The sequence below is a fragment of the Pseudomonas sp. 21LCFQ010 genome (assembly GCF_024129905.1).
GTDB lineage: Bacteria > Pseudomonadota > Gammaproteobacteria > Pseudomonadales > Pseudomonadaceae > Aquipseudomonas.
Map to the genome: position 1 here is coordinate 257,669 of NZ_JAMYDZ010000001.1, position 17,705 is coordinate 275,373.

Annotated in this window: 13 protein-coding genes and 1 pseudogene; 9 read left to right on the forward strand and 5 right to left on the reverse strand. The window is 61.1% G+C overall.

Annotated features, from left to right (window positions below):
- Positions 1–117 precede the first annotated feature (117 nt).
- Together htpG and NJC38_RS01285 are read left to right on the forward strand one after the other, a co-directional pair.
- Positions 118–2,025: a molecular chaperone HtpG gene (gene htpG, locus NJC38_RS01280; RefSeq protein WP_253110536.1), complete on the forward strand. Its 1,908-nt coding sequence runs from the start codon at positions 118–120 to the stop codon at positions 2,023–2,025.
- Between the two features lie 63 nt (positions 2,026–2,088).
- Positions 2,089–2,817 (forward strand): dienelactone hydrolase family protein, encoded by a 729-nt coding sequence (locus NJC38_RS01285; RefSeq protein ID WP_253110544.1) that lies wholly within the window; start codon positions 2,089–2,091, stop codon positions 2,815–2,817.
- Positions 2,818–3,059: 242 nt separating this feature from the next.
- Here the strand turns inward: NJC38_RS01285 and NJC38_RS01290 are convergent.
- Both NJC38_RS01290 and NJC38_RS01295 read right to left on the reverse strand, forming a co-directional pair.
- Positions 3,060–3,913, reverse strand: a pseudogene (locus tag NJC38_RS01290) (pirin family protein).
- Between the two features lie 35 nt (positions 3,914–3,948).
- A complete protein-coding gene (locus NJC38_RS01295) occupies positions 3,949–4,692 on the reverse strand; it encodes a GntR family transcriptional regulator (protein WP_253110546.1) in 744 nt (247 codons plus the stop codon).
- 632 nt (positions 4,693–5,324) lie between these two features.
- Between NJC38_RS01295 and NJC38_RS01300 the strand changes: the two genes are divergently transcribed.
- From NJC38_RS01300 to NJC38_RS01320, 5 genes are all read left to right on the forward strand, one after another.
- On the forward strand, positions 5,325–6,176 hold the full coding sequence (locus tag NJC38_RS01300) for a glycine betaine ABC transporter substrate-binding protein (protein ID WP_253110549.1): 852 nt from the start codon (positions 5,325–5,327) through the stop codon (positions 6,174–6,176).
- A 101-nt stretch (positions 6,177–6,277) separates the two neighbouring features.
- Entirely contained in the window at positions 6,278–7,396 is a 1,119-nt protein-coding gene (locus NJC38_RS01305) for a glycine betaine/L-proline ABC transporter ATP-binding protein (RefSeq protein WP_253110552.1), read from the forward strand.
- A complete protein-coding gene (locus NJC38_RS01310) occupies positions 7,393–8,247 on the forward strand; it encodes an ABC transporter permease subunit (protein ID WP_045490174.1) in 855 nt (284 codons plus the stop codon). Before NJC38_RS01305 ends, NJC38_RS01310 begins: the two co-directional genes overlap by 4 nt.
- Entirely contained in the window at positions 8,244–9,098 is an 855-nt protein-coding gene (locus tag NJC38_RS01315) for an ABC transporter permease subunit (protein ID WP_253110555.1), read from the forward strand. The genes NJC38_RS01310 and NJC38_RS01315 overlap by 4 nt, the downstream gene beginning before the upstream one ends.
- Before the next feature lie 146 nt (positions 9,099–9,244).
- Positions 9,245–10,276: a GlxA family transcriptional regulator gene (locus tag NJC38_RS01320; protein ID WP_231906445.1), complete on the forward strand. Its 1,032-nt coding sequence runs from the start codon at positions 9,245–9,247 to the stop codon at positions 10,274–10,276.
- A gap of 126 nt (positions 10,277–10,402) precedes the next feature.
- Here NJC38_RS01320 and xopAW read toward each other — a convergent pair whose 3' ends face one another.
- The 3 genes from xopAW to NJC38_RS01335 form a co-directional block, all read right to left on the reverse strand.
- Entirely contained in the window at positions 10,403–11,062 is a 660-nt protein-coding gene (gene xopAW, locus NJC38_RS01325) for a XopAW family type III secretion system calcium-binding effector (protein ID WP_253110557.1), read from the reverse strand.
- Between the two features lie 114 nt (positions 11,063–11,176).
- Positions 11,177–12,223 (reverse strand): ATP-binding protein, encoded by a 1,047-nt coding sequence (locus tag NJC38_RS01330; protein ID WP_253110559.1) that lies wholly within the window; start codon positions 12,221–12,223, stop codon positions 11,177–11,179.
- A complete protein-coding gene (locus NJC38_RS01335; protein ID WP_253110562.1) occupies positions 12,220–12,969 on the reverse strand; it encodes a response regulator in 750 nt (249 codons plus the stop codon). Before NJC38_RS01335 ends, NJC38_RS01330 begins: the two co-directional genes overlap by 4 nt.
- Before the next feature lie 297 nt (positions 12,970–13,266).
- Here NJC38_RS01335 and NJC38_RS01340 point away from each other — a divergent pair, with 297 nt between their 5' ends.
- Together NJC38_RS01340 and NJC38_RS01345 are read left to right on the forward strand one after the other, a co-directional pair.
- On the forward strand, positions 13,267–15,255 hold the full coding sequence (locus tag NJC38_RS01340; RefSeq protein WP_253110565.1) for a hypothetical protein: 1,989 nt from the start codon (positions 13,267–13,269) through the stop codon (positions 15,253–15,255).
- Between the two features lie 260 nt (positions 15,256–15,515).
- Positions 15,516–17,639 (forward strand): autotransporter outer membrane beta-barrel domain-containing protein, encoded by a 2,124-nt coding sequence (locus NJC38_RS01345; RefSeq protein WP_253110571.1) that lies wholly within the window; start codon positions 15,516–15,518, stop codon positions 17,637–17,639.
- Positions 17,640–17,705 lie beyond the last annotated feature (66 nt).

Here is a 17,705-nt window from a genome sequence, read left to right on the forward strand (position 1 = left end):
TGCGCCCAGCTGCAATCTGCCCCTTGAAATCCTGCGCACCGCCCCCACCTAGATGACAACCCGCTGCCAGCCGTGGTGCTTTCGGCAGCTCGTACCATCTGATTGGAGTTAGATGACATGAGTGTGGAAACTCAAAAGCAAACCCTGGGCTTCCAGACCGAGGTGAAGCAACTGCTGCACCTCATGATCCATTCGCTGTATTCCAACAAGGAAATCTTCCTTCGCGAATTGGTCTCCAACGCTTCCGACGCCGTCGATAAACTGCGTTTCGAAGCCCTGGCCCGCCCTGAGCTGCTCGAAGGTGGCGCCGAGCTGAAAATCCGTGTCAATTTTGACAGCGACGCCAAGACCGTCACCATCGAAGACAACGGCATTGGCATGAGCCGTGACGACGTGATTGCCCACCTGGGCACCATCGCCAAGTCCGGTACTGCCGACTTCATGAGCAACCTCACCGGTGATCAGAAGAAGGACTCGCACCTGATCGGTCAGTTCGGTGTTGGTTTCTATTCGGCGTTTATCGTTGCCGACAAGGTTGATGTCTACAGCCGCCGTGCCGGTGCCCCGGCCAGCGAAGGCGTGCATTGGTCGTCCAAGGGTGAGGGTGACTTCGAAGTTGCGACCGTGGAAAAGGCCGAGCGTGGCACGCGCATCGTTCTGCACCTGAAAAGCGGTGAAGAAGAATTTGCCGATGGCTGGCGTCTGCGCAACATCGTCAAGAAATACTCTGACCATATCGCCCTGCCGATCGAGCTGCCCAAGCAGCAGGCTGCTGCCGCTGAAGGCGAACAAGCGCCGAGCGAAGAATGGGAAACCGTCAACCGTGCCAGCGCGCTGTGGACCCGTCCGCGTACCGAAATCAAGGACGAGGAGTATCAGGAGTTCTATAAGCACATCGGCCATGATTTCGAGAACCCGCTGAGCTGGAGCCACAACAAGGTCGAAGGCAAGCTGGAATACAACTCGCTGCTGTACGTACCGGCCCGTGCGCCGTTCGACCTGTACCAGCGCGAAGCGCCACGCGGCCTGAAGCTGTATGTACAGCGTGTGTTCATCATGGACCAGGCTGAGTCGTTCCTGCCGCTGTATCTGCGCTTCATCAAGGGTGTGGTCGATTCCAACGACCTGTCGCTGAACGTGTCCCGCGAGATCCTGCAGAAAGATCCGATCATCGACTCGATGAAGTCGGCGCTGACCAAGCGCGTGCTGGACATGCTTGAGAAACTGGCCAAGAACGAACCCGAGCAGTACAAGGGCTTCTGGAAAAACTTCGGTCAGGTCCTCAAGGAAGGTCCGGCCGAAGACTTCGCCAACAAGGAGAAGATCGCCGGTCTGTTGCGCTTCACCTCCACTGCAAGTGAGGGCGGCGAGCAAGAGGTGTCGCTGGCCGATTACCTGGGCCGCGCCAAGGAAGGTCAGGACAAGATCTACTACCTGACCGGCGAGTCTTATGCGCAGGTCCGTAACAGCCCGCACCTTGAAGTCTTCCGCAAAAAGGGCATCGAAGTACTGCTGCTCACTGACCGCATCGATGAGTGGCTGATGAGCTACCTCAGCGAATTCGACGGCAAAGGCTTCGTCGATGTCGCTCGTGGTGACCTTGACCTGGGCAAACTGGACTCCGAAGAGGACAAGAAGGCTCAGGAAGAGATCGCCAAAGACAAGGAAGGCCTGGTCGAGCGGCTGAAAACCGCACTGGGTGAATCGGTCAGTGAAGTGCGGGTTTCCCATCGTCTTACCGATTCGCCAGCGATCCTGGCCATCGGCGAGCAGGACCTGGGTCTGCAAATGCGCCAGATCCTCGAAGCCAGCGGTCAGAAAGTCCCTGACTCCAAGCCGATCTTCGAATTCAACCCGGCCCACCCGCTGATCGGCAAGCTCGATGGCGAGCCGGATGAAGACCGCTTTGTCGAGCTGTCGCACATCCTGTTCGACCAGGCGGCGCTGGCTGCCGGTGACAGCCTCAAAGACCCGGCCGCCTATGTGCGCCGTCTGAACAAGCTGCTGGTCGAACTGTCGGTTTGATGAGCGCTTAAAAAAACCCGCTTCGGCGGGTTTTTTTATGAATCCAGTAATCAGGAGTCAGTCATGAGCAATCTGAGTGTACGTTCCATCACCTGGCAGATTGAGGGCCAGACATTTGAAGGGCGTCTGGTGTATGACGCAGACGCCGCGCAACTGCAGCCGGGCCTGCTGATGGCGCCGAACTGGATGGGTGTCAGCCAGGGCGCTGAAGACATTGCCAGGCAGGTGGCCGGGCAGGGTTATGTGGTGTTGCTGGCCGACCTCTACGGGCAGGACGTGCGCCCGGCCAATGGCGATGAAGCCGGGGCGGCGATGATGCCGTTGAAGAATGATCGTGGGCTGTTGCGCCAGCGCATGCAGGCCGCATTGGCGCAGTTGCTGGCCCAGCAGGATGTGCATCTGGACCCGCAGCGCATCGCCAGTTTCGGCTTCTGCTTCGGCGGCTGCTGCGCGCTGGAGCTGGCCCGTAGCGGGGCCGATCTGAAGGCGGCGGTGTCGTTCCACGGCACGCTGGATACACCGAACCCGCAGGACGCCCAGAACATCAAAGGATCGGTGCTGGTGTTGCATGGCGCTGCCGACCCGTTGGTGCCCAAAGAGCAGCTACCGGCGTTCGAGGCCGAGATGGACGCTGCCGGCGTTGATTGGCAACTGCTCAGCTACGGTGGCGCGGTGCATTCGTTTACTGACCCGGCGGCTAATGTGCCCGGCAAGATGATGTACGACGCCAGGACCTCGCGCCGGGCGTTTGCCAGCCTGTACAACCTGCTGGATGAAGTCTTCGCCCGCTGAGGCGCAGACTGGCGCAGGAATGGCTTCAGCCGCGAAGGCTCCCTGACGTTCGCAGCTAAAGCCAATACTGTTCAGTTAAGTACACAAATCTCGGTGGGAGGCAGCTCTGCTGGCGAAGACGGCGGCGCATTCGCTGCAGATGCTGGGACTTTACTGGCCTCTTCGCGAGCAGACCGGAGCGCCGGCCAGCTCTTCCCACCGGGTCCGCAGTGCTTATCTGAACAGTATTGCAGCTAAAGCCGCTATCGGGGTAATTCGATCCGGCCGGTTTCGCCCGGCACCTGCGGCCAGTCTCCGGCGGCCCAGCGTTGCCGGGCGCGCTCGATCAGTGCGATGTCGCTGGCGACGAAGTTCCAGTTCATCCGGCGTGGCCCGTCCAGCGGCGCGCCACCGATCAGCGCCGCATGGCAATCACTCTCGGCGCACAGGTTGATGATCTGGCCCGGTGGCAGGACTGCCAGGGTGCGTGGCAGCAACGCTTCGCCGTCCAGCGAGGCCTCGCCGGCCAGTAGATACACTGCGCGTGTTCGTGTTCGCAAGGGATGGCCAGTGTGGTGGCGGTGCCCAGATGCAGTTCGGCGTACAGTGTGGGTGACAGCACCGGGACCGGGGAGCTCAGACCAAAGCCGTGGCCGGCGATCAGTCGAATGCGAATGCCCATGGCGTCGCTGACAGGCAGTTCGGTAGCCCGGTGATGGCTGTAATGGCCGGCACCTTGTTCATGTTCTTTGGGCGATGCCAGCCAGACCTGCAGCCCGTGCAGCCGTGAGCCGCTGTGCAGGACTGCCGGCGGGGTACGCTCGACATGGGCGATGGCTGCGCCGGCAGTCATCCAGCTGACCTCGCCAGGCCCCACCGGCTGGTCGCTGCCCAGGCTATCCTTGTGCTGCAGCTGGCCCTCGAACAGGTAGGTAAGGGTCGACAGGCCGATATGCGGATGCTGCAAGATGTCCATGCCGCTGCCTGGTGCATAGACGTGGGGCAGCATGTGATCGAAAAACACAAACGGGCCGACACTGCGGCATCCTGCTGACGGCAGCGGACGCAGGATGGGCTGGCCTTCGACGGTTTCAGGGCGTGGGGTTACGATCAGCATGGCGGCTTATCCGTACGGTTGAACATCGCCTGATTTCAGTAGGCCAGCGCGACTTCCACACCGGCCGGGGCCGCGTACTCGGCCATGCGTCGGCGTGACAGTTCGAAGTGGGCGCGCACCACTTGGGCGGCGGTGTCCGGGTCGCGCTGCTCGATGGCCTCGATCATCTGGTCGTGCTGGGCACAGGCCAGTTCCAGGTCCTGCTGCATGTCACGGGTAGTGGGGTGGCGGTAAAACGTCTTGCCCAGCCGTGCGTGATCGATCAGCAGGCGGCGCAGGCTCGGCATCAAGTAATCGTTGTGCGCCATCTTGCCGATTTCAAGGTGAAATTCATCGTTGTAGATGATGCGGTTTTCCACGTCCTTGTCTTCGATCGCCTGACGGAAATTTTCCTGGATGGTACGTAGCCGGGTGATCTCGGCAGGCGTGGCATGCAGTGCAGCCAGTTGGGTGGTGGCGATGTAGATCAGCGGCGCAGACAGGAAAAAACTGTGCAGTGACTCGTGGCTCATGGCCGCCACGCGAGGCGCGCGGTTGGCCTCCAGCTCGATATAGCCCTCGGCCGCGATCTGCCGCAGCAATTCACGCACGGGCGGGCGCGACAGGCCGAACTCGTCGCACAGAGCCAGTTCATCGACCACCGCGCCGGGGGCCAGCTCCATGCTCAAGATGCGCCGACGCAATGTATCGCCCAGTACCACTTTACGGTCCGGAGAAATGTCGCTGCCTGCGGGTTCGGCATCGGCATGGGCTTTGATCGCGGGTTTTTTGCTTGCCATGGTTTATTGTCTACTTTTTGTATTACGGATATTGAGAGCTGCCGGGTTGCCTGTCTAGCGTTTTTTTAAAGCGCATCCGGCCATCGTCGTCCGGGCGAGCAGGGCGGTATTTGAGCATATTCCGGCGATTGGCCGGGCAGGCTCATTGCAATGCCGGGTGTTTCAGATATCAAGGCCAGAAAAAGCATAAATAGATGTTGGTGAAAGCGACTGGATCATATCCATTAGCGACATGCCCGAGGCGGTTTTTTTCCACCCTAACGCCTTGAAAGCCATGAAAAATACAGCTTCTGATGTATTTGTGCTGAATTTAATAGGTATACACAAAGAATACATTTCCATTGACCGGCGTCGGTGCGCATGCGAGTCTCATCGCATCCGCCATCGGCAACGGCCTCCCGCAGCGCTCCCCAGCATGCCCGCGCCTTGCATAAGAATGGCTGCGGCACCACGACAACAGGGTTGTGTTCTCGACACCGATCGTTGCTTCTCTGGGCGCTGATAATCGGGCGTAAGCCTTCGAGCAGAACAACAAGAATATGCAGAGCTGCGGCACCCGCGGGTCTGTTTTTGAAGAGCAGGGCTTAACGCATAAAAGCCCGAACAGCAGTGTGTCAACCAGAGGATGAACCATGAAACGTTTATTGAAGACGCTTTGTGCAATGACGGTCGTCGGCATGACGGTAACCACCGTCCAGGCCGAAGAAAAAGTCATCAACATGGGCACGATTTCTTATGAGGACGTGACCCCGATCACCGGGATTACCAAGAAGGTTCTGGAAGACTCTGGTTACACCGTCAAGGTCACCACCTTTTCCGAATGGGGCATTGCCTACGCGGCCCTGAGCAAGGGTGATATCCAGATCCTCGCTTCGCAGATCGACTATGTGGCCCAGGACTACTGGAACAAGAACAAGAACCGTCTGGAGAAAATCTCCCCGGTTTCCCACGGCCTGTACCAGGGTGTGGCAGTGCCGGCCTACGTACCGGTCGACTCGCTGGAGCAGCTCAACGATAACGCGGACAAGTTCAATAACCGGATTGTCGGCATCGAGCCGGGTTCGGGTCTGATGAACGAGGCGAGCACTGCGGTCAAGGAATACGGCATCAAGCTCAACTTGATCGAAGGCAGCAGCTCGGCGATGAGCGCGGCGCTCAAGTCGGCTGTCGACCGCAAGGAGTGGGTCGCCGTGACCGTCTGGGAACCGTCGTGGATGGCCCAGAAATATGAGCTTAAATTCCTTAAAGATCCCAAGGGTATTTTCGCCCCGCCACAAAGTTACTACTGGATTGGTCGCAAGGGCTTCTCGGCCGAGAACCCGCAGGCGCGTGAAACCCTGGCCGGTATCTATGTACCCCTGTCGGTGATCACCGCCATCAATGGCGAGGTCAAGGACGGCAAGACCATGGACCAGGCCGTCAAGGACTGGACTGACAAAAACGCCGACCTGATCAAGCGTTGGGAGAATATCAAGAAGTACTGACTGCGCCTTGCGCCTTGGCCTCTAGCTTTTTAGAGGCCTCTTAATCTGCCGAACTTGCTATCAATAATTAGACCAGAAGCTTCTGGTTCGACGGGTGTGAAATGAATACAGTCAAAAATGACACTGATGAGGTGTTGGTCAGCTGTCAGTCGGTCTGGAAAGTGTTTGGCGACAATGCCCAGACCGCCATGCAGGCTTATATAGAGCGTGGCTTGAGCAAGAAGCAGATCCTCCAGGATTTTGGCTGTGTGGTGGGGGTTTCCGATGTCAACATCCAACTGCGCCGTGGCGAGATTTTCTGCATCATGGGCTTGTCTGGCAGTGGCAAATCCACGCTGATCCGCATGCTCAACAAACTGATCGCACCCACTAGCGGACAGATTCTGGTCAAGGGCAAGGACCTGGCCAAACTCGATGGCGCCGAGCTGCGTGATATCCGTGCCCGGCACATCGGTATGGTGTTCCAGAGCGTGGCGCTGCTGCCGCACCGCACGGTGCTGGAAAACGCCGCCTTCGGTCTGGAGGTGCGTGGGGTTGCCAAGGCCGAGCGGCACAAGGTCGCCGAGCAGGCGCTGGCCAAGGTCGGTCTGTCGGACTGGGTCAACCGTTACCCCTCTGAATTGTCGGGTGGCATGCAGCAGCGTGTCGGCCTGGCGCGGGCGATTACCTCCGATCCTGAGGTGATCCTGATGGACGAGCCGTTCAGCGCCCTTGACCCGTTGATCCGTCGCCAGTTGCAGGATGAGTTCCGCGAGCTTACCAAGTCGCTGGGCAAATCAGCGGTGTTCATTACCCATGATCTGGAAGAGGCGATCCGTATCGGTGACCGCATCGCGATCATGAAAGACGGCATGATCATTCAGGAAGGCACTGCTGAAGAGATCGTCCTGCACCCGGCCGACGATTACGTGGCCGAATTCGTGGCGGGTATTTCGCGGCTGCACCTGGTCAAGGCCGAAGCGGTCATGACCCCTATTGCAGTGTGGCGCGCCGCGCATCCGCAAACCGATGTCAGCAGCCTGCCGGTAGCGGACATCCAGGCTGACCTTGATGATCTGATCAACCTGCTGATTCGCAGCGATTGCGAAGCCCTGGCGGTGGTTGACGGCGGCGTCGTGCAGGGGGTCGTCAGCCAGCGTGATCTGCTGCGCGGGGTACAGGGTACAGCCAACGAGTTCCAGGACCTCGCCCATGGCCCGGCAGTGGAGTCGACGCCATGAATCCCGCCGATTTTGCCTCGGCGTTCGATGCGAAAGTCGACGCTGCCCTGGAATGGACAGCGGACAACTGGTCGACCGCATTCGATGCCCTCAACGATGCCTTGAAGAGCTTGTACCAGGCGGTCTACTGGGCGCTGGCGGTGGCTCCCTTCTATGTGGTTGCAGCGCTGATCGGCGCGCTGGCCTGGCGTCTGACCGGCAGCTGGAAATTTGCCGTCGGCACGGCGCTGAGCCTGTGCTTCTGCGAACTGATGGGGCTGTGGCCGGAAACCATGAGCACCCTGGCACTGGTCTTGACCGCCACCAGCCTGGCGCTGCTGGTCGGGGTGCCGGCGGGGGTGGCGGCTGGCTTGATGCCAGCGCTGGATCGGGTTACCGAGCCGACCCTTGACCTGCTGCAGACCTTGCCGCCCTACATCTATCTGTTGCCGGCCATCGCCTTGTTGGGCTACGGCTCGGGCACCGCGCTGGTGGCGACTTTCATCGTGGCCGTGCCGCCGGTGTTGCGCCTGACGTGCCTGGGTATCCGAATGACGCCCCGCCAGTTCATCGAGCTGGGCGAAGCCAGCGGCACGACGGGGTGGCAGCAATTCTTCAAGATCCGCTTGCCGTTTGCCTTGCCGAGCATCATGGCCGGGGTCAACCAGAGCCTGATGATGGCGTTCGGCATGGTGGTGATTGCCGGCATCGTCGGTTCCGGCGGGCTGGGTGAAGCAATCTATGCGGCGATCCGGACCCTGGATATCGCCAAATCGATCAATGCGTCGATCGCCATTGTGGTGCTGACCCTGATTCTGGACCGCATGACCCAGAGTCTGATCCGTGGCGATGACGCTGGAGGCCGCCCATGAGCCTGTCCGATATCAGATTCTCTCCAGGTCAATACCTGGCGCCGGTGGTGGACTGGCTGAACGCCAACCTGCACCCGCTGTTTGCTGCGATCAGCCGAGTGATCGAGTTCATCCTGGGGGGGTGCGAAGCCGCATTGCTGGCGCTGCCGGCCTGGCTGATCATGCTCGCCGTGGCCGGGCTGGCGTACTTCTTCATCAACCTGCGGGCGGCTTTGCTGTCACTGGTGATGCTCGGCTTCTGCCTGATTTGCGGGCTGTGGACCGCGTCGATGCAGACCATCGCGCTGGTCACGGTGTCGGTGCTGATCTCGGTCAGCGTGGCGTTCCCGCTCGGCATTCTGGCGGCGCGCTACAAGCGCATGGACGCTGCGGTCGGCCCGTTGCTCAACGTCATGCAGACCGTACCGCCTTGGGTCTACCTGATTCCGGCAGTCATGGTGTTCAGCCTGGGCAAGGTGCCGGCGATCATCGCCACCATCATCTACGGCGTGCCGCCGATGATGCGCCTGACCACGCTGGCCTTCAAACAGATCCCCAAGGACCTGCTGGAACTGGGCCAGGCGATGGGCGCGCCGCCCCGGGCGATCCTGTTCAAGATCGAGATTCCGGCGGCCATGCCGACCCTGCTGGTGGGCCTGAACCAGTGCATTCTGTTGTCGCTGGCGATGGTGGTACTGGCCGGCCTGGTCGGTGCCGGTGGCCTGGGCGCGGAAGTCACCCGCGGCCTGACCCGCATGGAAATGGGCCTGGGGCTGCGCGCCGGGCTTGCGATCGTGGCAGTGGCGCTGCTGCTCGATCGGTTGTCTCGCGGTGCGCTACAGCGTAGCAACATGTCGTCCGCAGGCCAGTGAGTGTCGGCCAGCGGCGTATGATGCTGCGGGTCACGATCAAACAAAGCCGGGTAACCGGGCCTGTTGTACCGGGCCCGGTTTTTCATATGAATAACAAAAGTGTGTAGAGGCCGCGATTGGTCGAGAGAAGACAGTTCAGCGGAGGCATGCAAGGGCAGAACCTCCGCTACGTGGGTGAGAAGAGTGAAGCGCCACGCCAGGCTCGAATCGGTTTTCTGCTGCTTGAGCATTTTTCGTTACCGGCCTTCACCCAGGCGCTGGATACCCTGGTGACGGCCAACCTCATCAAGGCCGGGGTGTTCGCCACCCGAACCTTCAGCCTCGATGGTGAGTCGGTGACCAGCGACCTGGGCCTGGTGATCTGCCCGAACTCGATTGTCGACCCCGCCCAGGTGCAGGATCTGGACTTGCTGGTGGTGTGTTCCGGCTTGCGCACGCCATTGCGCGCCAATCCGCTGCTGACCCATGTGCTGCATTTGGCCCAGGACAAGGGCGTTGCCCTGGCCGGGCTGTGGAGCGGCGCCTGGTTCCTGGGGCAGGCCGGGCTGCTCGATGGCTACAAATGCGCTATTCACCCTGAGCAGCGTGCTGCATTGGCCGAAACTGCCCGCGAGAGCCAGGTGACCAGCGAAAGCTACATGGTCGACCGCGACCGGCTCACCGCGGCCAGCCCCACTGGCGCCTTTAATATGGTGCTGGAATGGATCAATAAACTGCACGGCCGCGGTCTGGTGGATGCGGTCATCGATATCCTTGCCTTCGAAGAGTCGCGCTATCGCCGGGCGCGCCCGTCGCTGCACGAGAAAATGAGCGAGCCACTGCGCGAAGCGATCAACCTGATGAGCGCCAATATCGAAGAACCGTTGAGTCAGGACCAACTGTCGACCTATGTCGGCCGTTCCAAACGGCAGATCGAGCGCCTGTTCAAGGAGCAGCTCGGCACCACGCCGGTGCGTTACTACCTTGAGCTGCGCATCACCGAAAGCCGCCGCCTGCTGCAGCATTCCGATCTGCCGATCGTGGAAGTCGGAGTCGCCTGCGGGTTTGTTTCACCCAGCCACTTCAGCAAGTGCTACACCTCGTTTTACGGCTACCCGCCGTCACGCGAAGTGCGCTTTGGCAACGTCAGCGGCTTGCGCACCGCCCGGCAGCGGGCGCTGGCCAAACAGGCTCAGTAGCGCTTATGGCGATCGCTTGACCGTAGGAGCGGCCGGGCGGCGATCCGCTTCAGCTGCGAAGCCTTTCGCGGCTAAAGCCGCTCCTACGCCGATCCCGTTGCCTTTGATGGGGGCCTGTGCCCGTGGTCAGGCCGCCGTGTCCAGATAACGTCCTACCGGTTTGCTGCCTTCGGTGTCGTAACGCTCACCGAGGGCGGCAATCATCCGGTTCAATGCCTGGGTGTCGAGCTGGCGGGTATTGCTGCTGTCAGCGTCGGCGGCCTGGTTTTGCGCGGGCGGCGGGCCGGCCGGTGGCTGTTGCGGTTGCAGGGCGGCGGTCAGCTCTTCAAGGCTGACCGTGCCGTCTTCGTTGCTGTCCAGGGCGCTGAACACTTTACTGCTGTCGGCGCTGCTGCCGGCATTGCTCAGCGCAGTGGTCAATTCATCGTTGCTGACCGCGCCGTCGGCATCACTGTCCAGTGTACCCAGCAGGTCTGTGGCCAGGCTGGCGACATCGAAGCCTTGCCGGCCTGGCGGTGGTGGCGGGGTGAAAGCGGCCAGTTCCTCTGCGTTGAGGCTGTCGTCTGCGTCGCTGTCCAGCGAACTGAATGCCTGGCTCAGGCTGACACTGATACCGTCCTTGCTGTCGTTGCTCAGCGCGCTGCTCAGTTCATCCTTGCTGATACTGCCGTCTTCGTCGGCATCGAGTTTGGTGAGCAGCATTTCCTGAAAACGCTTGCTCGGGTTGCTGGCGACATTGCTGGTACTGGTGTAACTCGAATAGTTGCTGCTGATTGCATTGATCATCGGACTGACTCGCTCGGCTGATGGGCGCCGATAACCAGTTATCGGCCCATACAGGCTCAGCGATCCAGGTGTCGCCGCGATGTAGGCTGTGTATCGACGCTGCTACAACCGGCCTCAGGCGCGCGGCAGGTTCAGCACTGCGGTCAGGCCGCCGCCCGGTGTCTGGCTCAGTTGCAGGTCGCCGCCCATTCGCCAGGCCGCTTCGCGGGCGATGGTCATGCCCATGCCGACCCCGCCGGAATTGCGGTTGCGCGAGCCTTCAAGGCGATAGAACGGCTCGAATACGCTTTCAAAGAACTCCGGTGCGATACCGGGACCGTTATCGACCACCGCGATGCGTACCCGATCAGCCTCATCGAGGATGTCGACGTGGGCGCTGCCGGCGTAGCGCAGCGCGTTGTCGATCAGGTTGTGCAGGCACGAGCGCAGCGCCATCGGCTGGGTCTTCAGTGGGCGGCAGATGCCCTGATAGGTCACCTCGTCGCCGTTGTCCTGGGCGTTTTCGGCCAGCGACTCGATCAGTGCCTGCACATCGAACTGCTGCATGGCCTCGCTCTGGCGGTTCTGGTTGAAGTAGCTCAGGGTCGCATCGATCATGCCGATCATGTCGTTGAGGTCCTGGCTCATCTGATCATGCAGGCGCTGATCGTCGATTTGCTCGACGCGCAGCTTCAGGCGCGCCAGCGGGGTGCGCAAATCGTGAGACACCGCCGCCAGCATGCGCGCGCGTTGTTGCAACTGCTCGCGGATCTTTTCCTGCATCAGATTGAAGGTCTGCGCGGCCTGGCGCGCTTCTCGCGGCCCGGTGATTGCCAGCGGCGGGCTGTCGAGGTCGTCCGACAAACGCTCGGCCGCATCGCTCAGGCGCCTTACCGGGTTGGCCAGCGCTTTTGCGCCATACCAGGCAGCAATCACCAGGGTCACTAACTGAAAGACCAGCGGCACCACCGGCCCGCCAAACAGCGGCGGCTTGGGTCGCCCGGGCGGTGGCCTGGAGCTGCCATCATCGGCGCGTAGCTCGACAGTCGGCGCATCATTGCGCGGCGGCGGTGGCGGGCCGTAGTGGGTAAACCAGGCAAAGGCCAGCAGATGGGCCAGCAGGATCGCCGCCAGAGCACCGCCAAACAGCCGGGCAAACAGCGTGTCGGCCGAACGGATCAACTCAGCTCCCGGGCGTCGAACAGGTAGCCTTCACCGCGCACGGTCTTGATCAGTTGCGGATTTTTCGGGTCTTCACCGAGCTTCTGGCGCAGGCGTGAGACCAGCAGGTCAATACTGCGATCGAAGGCTTCGATGGAGCGCCCGCGTGCGGCATCGAGCAGTTGCTCGCGGCTCAGCACCCGGTGCGGGCGCTCAAGGAATACCCGCAGCAGCCGAAACTCGGCGTTCGACAGCGGCACCACCAGGCCATCTGGCGCAATCAACTGGCGCAGCACGCTGTTCAGGCGCCAGGCGTCGAAGCGAATGGTGGTGCGTTGATCACTGCGGTCATCACGGATGCGGCGCAGCACGGTCTGGATCCGTGCCACCAGCTCACGGGGTTCGAACGGCTTGGCCATGTAGTCATCGGCGCCCAGTTCCAGGCCGATGATCCGGTCAGTCGGTTCGCAGCGTGCGGTGAGCATCAGAATCGGGATGTCAGAGCTGCTACGCAGCCAGCGGCACAGCGACAGGCCGTCTTCGCCGGGCAGCATCAGGTCCAGCACCACCACATCGAAGCTGCCATCGGCCAATGCCTGGCGCATTTGCACGCCGTCGGTCACGCCAGTGGCCTGGATATTGAAACGCGCCAGGTAATCACACAGCAGTTCACGAATCGCCACGTCGTCATCGACGATCAGGGCGCGGGTGGTCCAGCGCTGTTCGTTGGCTGAGTCGTCGGCGAGGCTGTCGGGGAGTGCTTGCATATGCGTTTGCTGCCTGAAAGGGCGCCTGAACAGGCGGCGAGTCATGATCGAGCGGCTGGCCATCATGGTGCCAGCGAGCGGTGCGCAAGCTTGCCGTCGGGGAATGTCTGGCGAATGTCGCCAATGTATCAGGCCTGACACATTTTGCCATGGCCAGCCAGCGCTATGTGCAGCGTCAAGCTGGCAGAACCGGGAGTGGGGCGCGCTGGCGCGGGCGGGTTAACTGTCAGGTCTGGCAGCCGCGGTGCTGCCTGGTTTTGTCGACACCCATCAGCAACCGCCCAGGAGGCACTGCCCATGGACACGGAACAGAAACGCAACGCCCGCAAGACCCGGGAAAACTACCTGCGCAACCGGCCGCTGCTGGAACTCGATGTGGCGCGCATCGTCGATGCGATTGCGGGTGACCCGGATGGCCTGATGCCGGTGGCCAAGCTTGGTGAGGCAATCCAGCTTGAGTTAAGCAACTGGATGGACACCATTCCTCCTCCAGGTAGTAGCTACGGGCTGAGGCTGTGGTGGCGGGCCGAGGGCGAGCTTGACCCGGTACTGCTTCATGAAGAAACCCTGCGGGCGCCGGTGCAGTTCCCGCTCAAAGAGCAGATTCTGGAAGAGTTTTTCCGCGGCCGTGAGGGCCGGTTTACCTTCTGGTACAGCGTGCGCAACTGGAATGACACGCAGTTCACCGATGCGCCGCAGCAGTTCATCACCCTCGACCGCACGCCGATCTGGGGCCAGGATGACCCGCCTGCGGTGGAAGATCCAGGTCCGGTCAACGAGGCGGTGCTGGCCGCCGATGGCGGTGTGTGGCTGACCGTCCCGGCATTCGAGGAAGAGAAAAAGGACAGCGTCAGGGTCTCGGTAGTCTGGACCAACGCCGTTCCGGATCCCGATCAGCCCATCAGCCCGTCGATTGTCGAACTGCTGCCGGCACAGACCCGCCGCGTGCTGATGCCGCGCAGCGTCATTGATGCGCTGGGCTCGGGCGATCACTTCGTTGCCTATGAGCTGTACGACAAGGCAGGCAACCGCAGCCGGGTGTCGCGGGTACGTCCGGTCCAGGTCGCGCTGGGGCCGGTGCCGGAAAACCTGCAGCCGCCTTTCGTGCCGCTGGCCCCTGGCGGTGTCGACACGCTGATCGACCTGGAGGACGCACACCTGGGCGTCACGGTGGAGATCGCCGACTACACCGGGCACCAGCCCAATGACGATATCGTGGTCCAGTGGGGTGTCGGCGAGTTGCCCGCGCAGCGGGTCGGGGGCGGCAACCCGTTCCCGGTATCCGTGCCGGTGCCTTGGGACCACCTGGACACCGAATACACCGACGACCCACTCGACCAGGTCACGCCGGTGACCTACACCATCCTGCGTGGCAGCGCGCCTTTTCCGTTGCCTGCTGCCGATGCCATCGAGGTTGATGTCAATTTTGCCTACACCGGCCCTGAAAACCCCGCCGAGCCGGACCCGGTCAATCCGGCGTTGGATCTGGTCGTGGTCAGGGGCAGTTCCGGCGCCGGCCAGGACAACCTGCTGGGTCCCGGCGATGCCAACCAACCGGCAGCGGCCAGCTTCACCCTGTATGACCCCGTAACTGCCGGTGATGTCATCACCCTGTTCTGGAAGGGGGTCGCGGTGCAGCATGTCATCACCTTGGTCGGCACCGAGGTGCCAGGTACCCCCATGACCTTCAACGTGTTGTGGACTGAAATCGAGGCAGGCGGCACCGGGGTGGTCGAAGTGCATTACAGCTTGAGCAACCCCGCCTACCCCAACGATGTCCGTTCCAGGCCTACCGATGTCACGGTGCATGCCATCCCGATATTGCTCGATAAGCCGGACTTCCCGGATATCGTTGATGTAGGTGGCCTGCCGATTCTCAACTGCTCGGCACTGCGCCGGCGCAGCAGCGATGGCGCCATCGGTTACCGGGTGCAGGTGCCGCCGTCTGCCTATCTGGTGGCCGGCGAGCAAATCAGCCTGCGCTGGGTGCTGTATGAGTATGGAACATCCACTGAAGTCCCCGGCACCGTGCTGGTTGAAGATCTGACGATTGCCAGCGGGGCGGATGTCGATGGTGTGGCGTGGTTCGTGACCCCATACGACGTGCACATTCTGCCGGCACGGGAGGATACGGTTAATAAATATGCGAGCAGTGATGTGACTTATACGCTGACCATCAACGGCGCAGCGGTCACATCCGAATCGGCGCAAGAACTTGTTTCACCTGAACAACTGAACACGCCGGATGGAAGTTGCGATCTTGGTGTAGTGCCAGGAATGCCATGAAGTAGTAAGTGCCATTAATGGCAACTTAGTTATCGATGAGGGGCTGTTTATTAATTGTCTCAACAATAGGAATATTCCTACATTGGTTGCGGATTGATCTGATAGCTCGTGGAGTGGTGTCTTATTAGTCTTGGCGCCCCTTCGTAATTGGCCGGCTCGTTAAAGTATCGAGCCGGCTCTTTCAATCTGGAGACGCCGTAATGCCACTTCGCCCGCCCTTTAGCCGTGCGCCGCTTTATGCTGCCCTGAAACTTTTACTCATGACGCCTTTGCTGCCTGCGATGTTGGTCGCGCAACAGGCCCGCGCCGAAACAGTACGGTTTGACAAGACCATTGACGCCTCGACACCAGTGACCAATTACCGGGTCATTAATGGCGCCACCTTGACGGCCAATGGTGCCAGCACTTCTGCGATCAAGGTCGAGCGTGCCTCGGCGCTGGTGTTGAACAACTCCAGTGTCACCAGCACAACGGAAGGTATCTATCTGTCTGCCGCCACTGGCAGCGTGACTGGCAGCACCATCAATGCCAGTGACACCGGCCTGTTCATGGGGCGTGACGCCACCGATGCCGAGGGCTCCACGGCCATTGTGCGCGACAGCATCATCCATGGTGGCGACACCGGTGTCAGGGTTGGCAGCAGAAACACTTTTACCGCCTTCGACAGCCAGATCAGTGGTGGCGTCTACGGCCTGTGGATCAACAATGGTCAGGCTTCGGTGCAAGGCGGCTCGATTACCGGCAATATCGGGGTGCACTTCAATCCGGGCGTGGACCTGTCGCGGCCGGCCAGCCTGGTGCTCGATGGCGTTGCCGTCGAAGGCACCGGTGGCGCAGCCATCGAGGTCGCAGACTATGGCCTGGCCTCCAATCCCGTCGAGATCCAGGTCAATAATGGTTCGACCCTCAAGGGGGCCAATGGTGTGCTGCTGAACGTCAACACCGGCGCCACTGCCAACATGAGTGTCAGCAACAGCCAATTGACCGGTGATGTCCACGTCGAGCAGGGCTCCACCGCCAACCTGAAACTGCACAATGCCGCCAGCCTGACCGGCAACCTGTACAACGTCGCCAGCCTGGCGGTCGACAGTGGCGCGCAATGGGTGATGGCCGGCGACAATCAGTTGGCCAGCCTGAGCCTGGACGGCGGCACGGTACGTTTCGGCCAGCCAGATGCGTTTCATACCCTGTCGCTGGGTGAGCTGTCTGGCAATGGAACCTTTGCCATGCAGGCCGACTTCATTCAGGGCCGCAACGACTTTCTCGATGTAACCGGTCATGCCACTGGCAACCATCAGTTGGCGGTCACCGCCAGTGGTCAGGACCCGCTCAAGGACGCCAGCCTGCACATGGTACGGATCGCCGACGGTGATGCGCAGTTCAGCCTGCTGGGCGGGCCGGTGGACCTCGGTACCTGGTCTTATGACCTGATGCGCCAGGGCAATGACTGGTATCTCGATAGCACCACCAAAGTCATCAGTCCGGGCACGGCTTCGGTGCTGGCCCTGTTCAATGCCGCGCCCACGGTATGGTATGGCGAACTGAGCAGCCTGCGCACGCGCATGGGCGAGCTGCGCCATAATCCCGGCCAGGCCGGCGGCTGGATGCGCGCCTATGGCAATAAATATGACGTCAGCACCGATGTGAGCTACCGGCAGACCCAGCAGGGCTTGAGCCTGGGCGCCGACGCGCCGCTGCCGTATGGTGACGGGCAGTGGCTGGTTGGTGTGCTGGCCGGTTACAGCCAGTCGGACCTGGACCTGCGCAAGGGCACCAGTGGCAGTGTCGACAGCTTCTACGTCGGTGGCTACGGCACCTGGCTGGATCAACAGAGCGGTTACTATCTGGACGCGGTGGTCAAGTTCAACCACTTGCGTAACAAGGCCGATGTCGCCATGAGCGATGGCCAGCGCAGCAAGGGTAACTACCACAACAATGGCCTGGGTGCGTCGCTGGAGTTTGGTCGCCATATCAAACTGGACGATGGCTACTTCATTGAGCCGTTTGGTCAACTGTCGGCGCTGACTGTCAGTGGCAAGGATTACCGTCTGTCCAATGGCCTGCGTGCCGAAGGCGAGCGCAGCGGCTCGGTGCTGGGCAAGCTCGGGGCCACGGCCGGGCGTGATTTCGATCTCGGCCAGGGCCGCACGGTGCAGCCTTATGTGCGTGCCGCACTGGTGCATGAGTTCAATGACGACAATCAGGTGCGGGTCAACGACAACCGCTTCAACAACGACCTGTCCGGCTCGCGGGGCGAGCTGGGTGTCGGCCTCGCCATGTCGTTTGCCGAGCAGTGGCAGGTGCATGCCGATTTCGACTACAGCAACGGCAAACACATCGACCAGCCATGGGGGGCCAACGTGGGACTGCGCTACAACTGGTAAGCGGTTGCCGTCGTACATTTAGAGTCACCCTCAGGGTATTGGCAGCCAGCCTGATGGTTCTGCCAG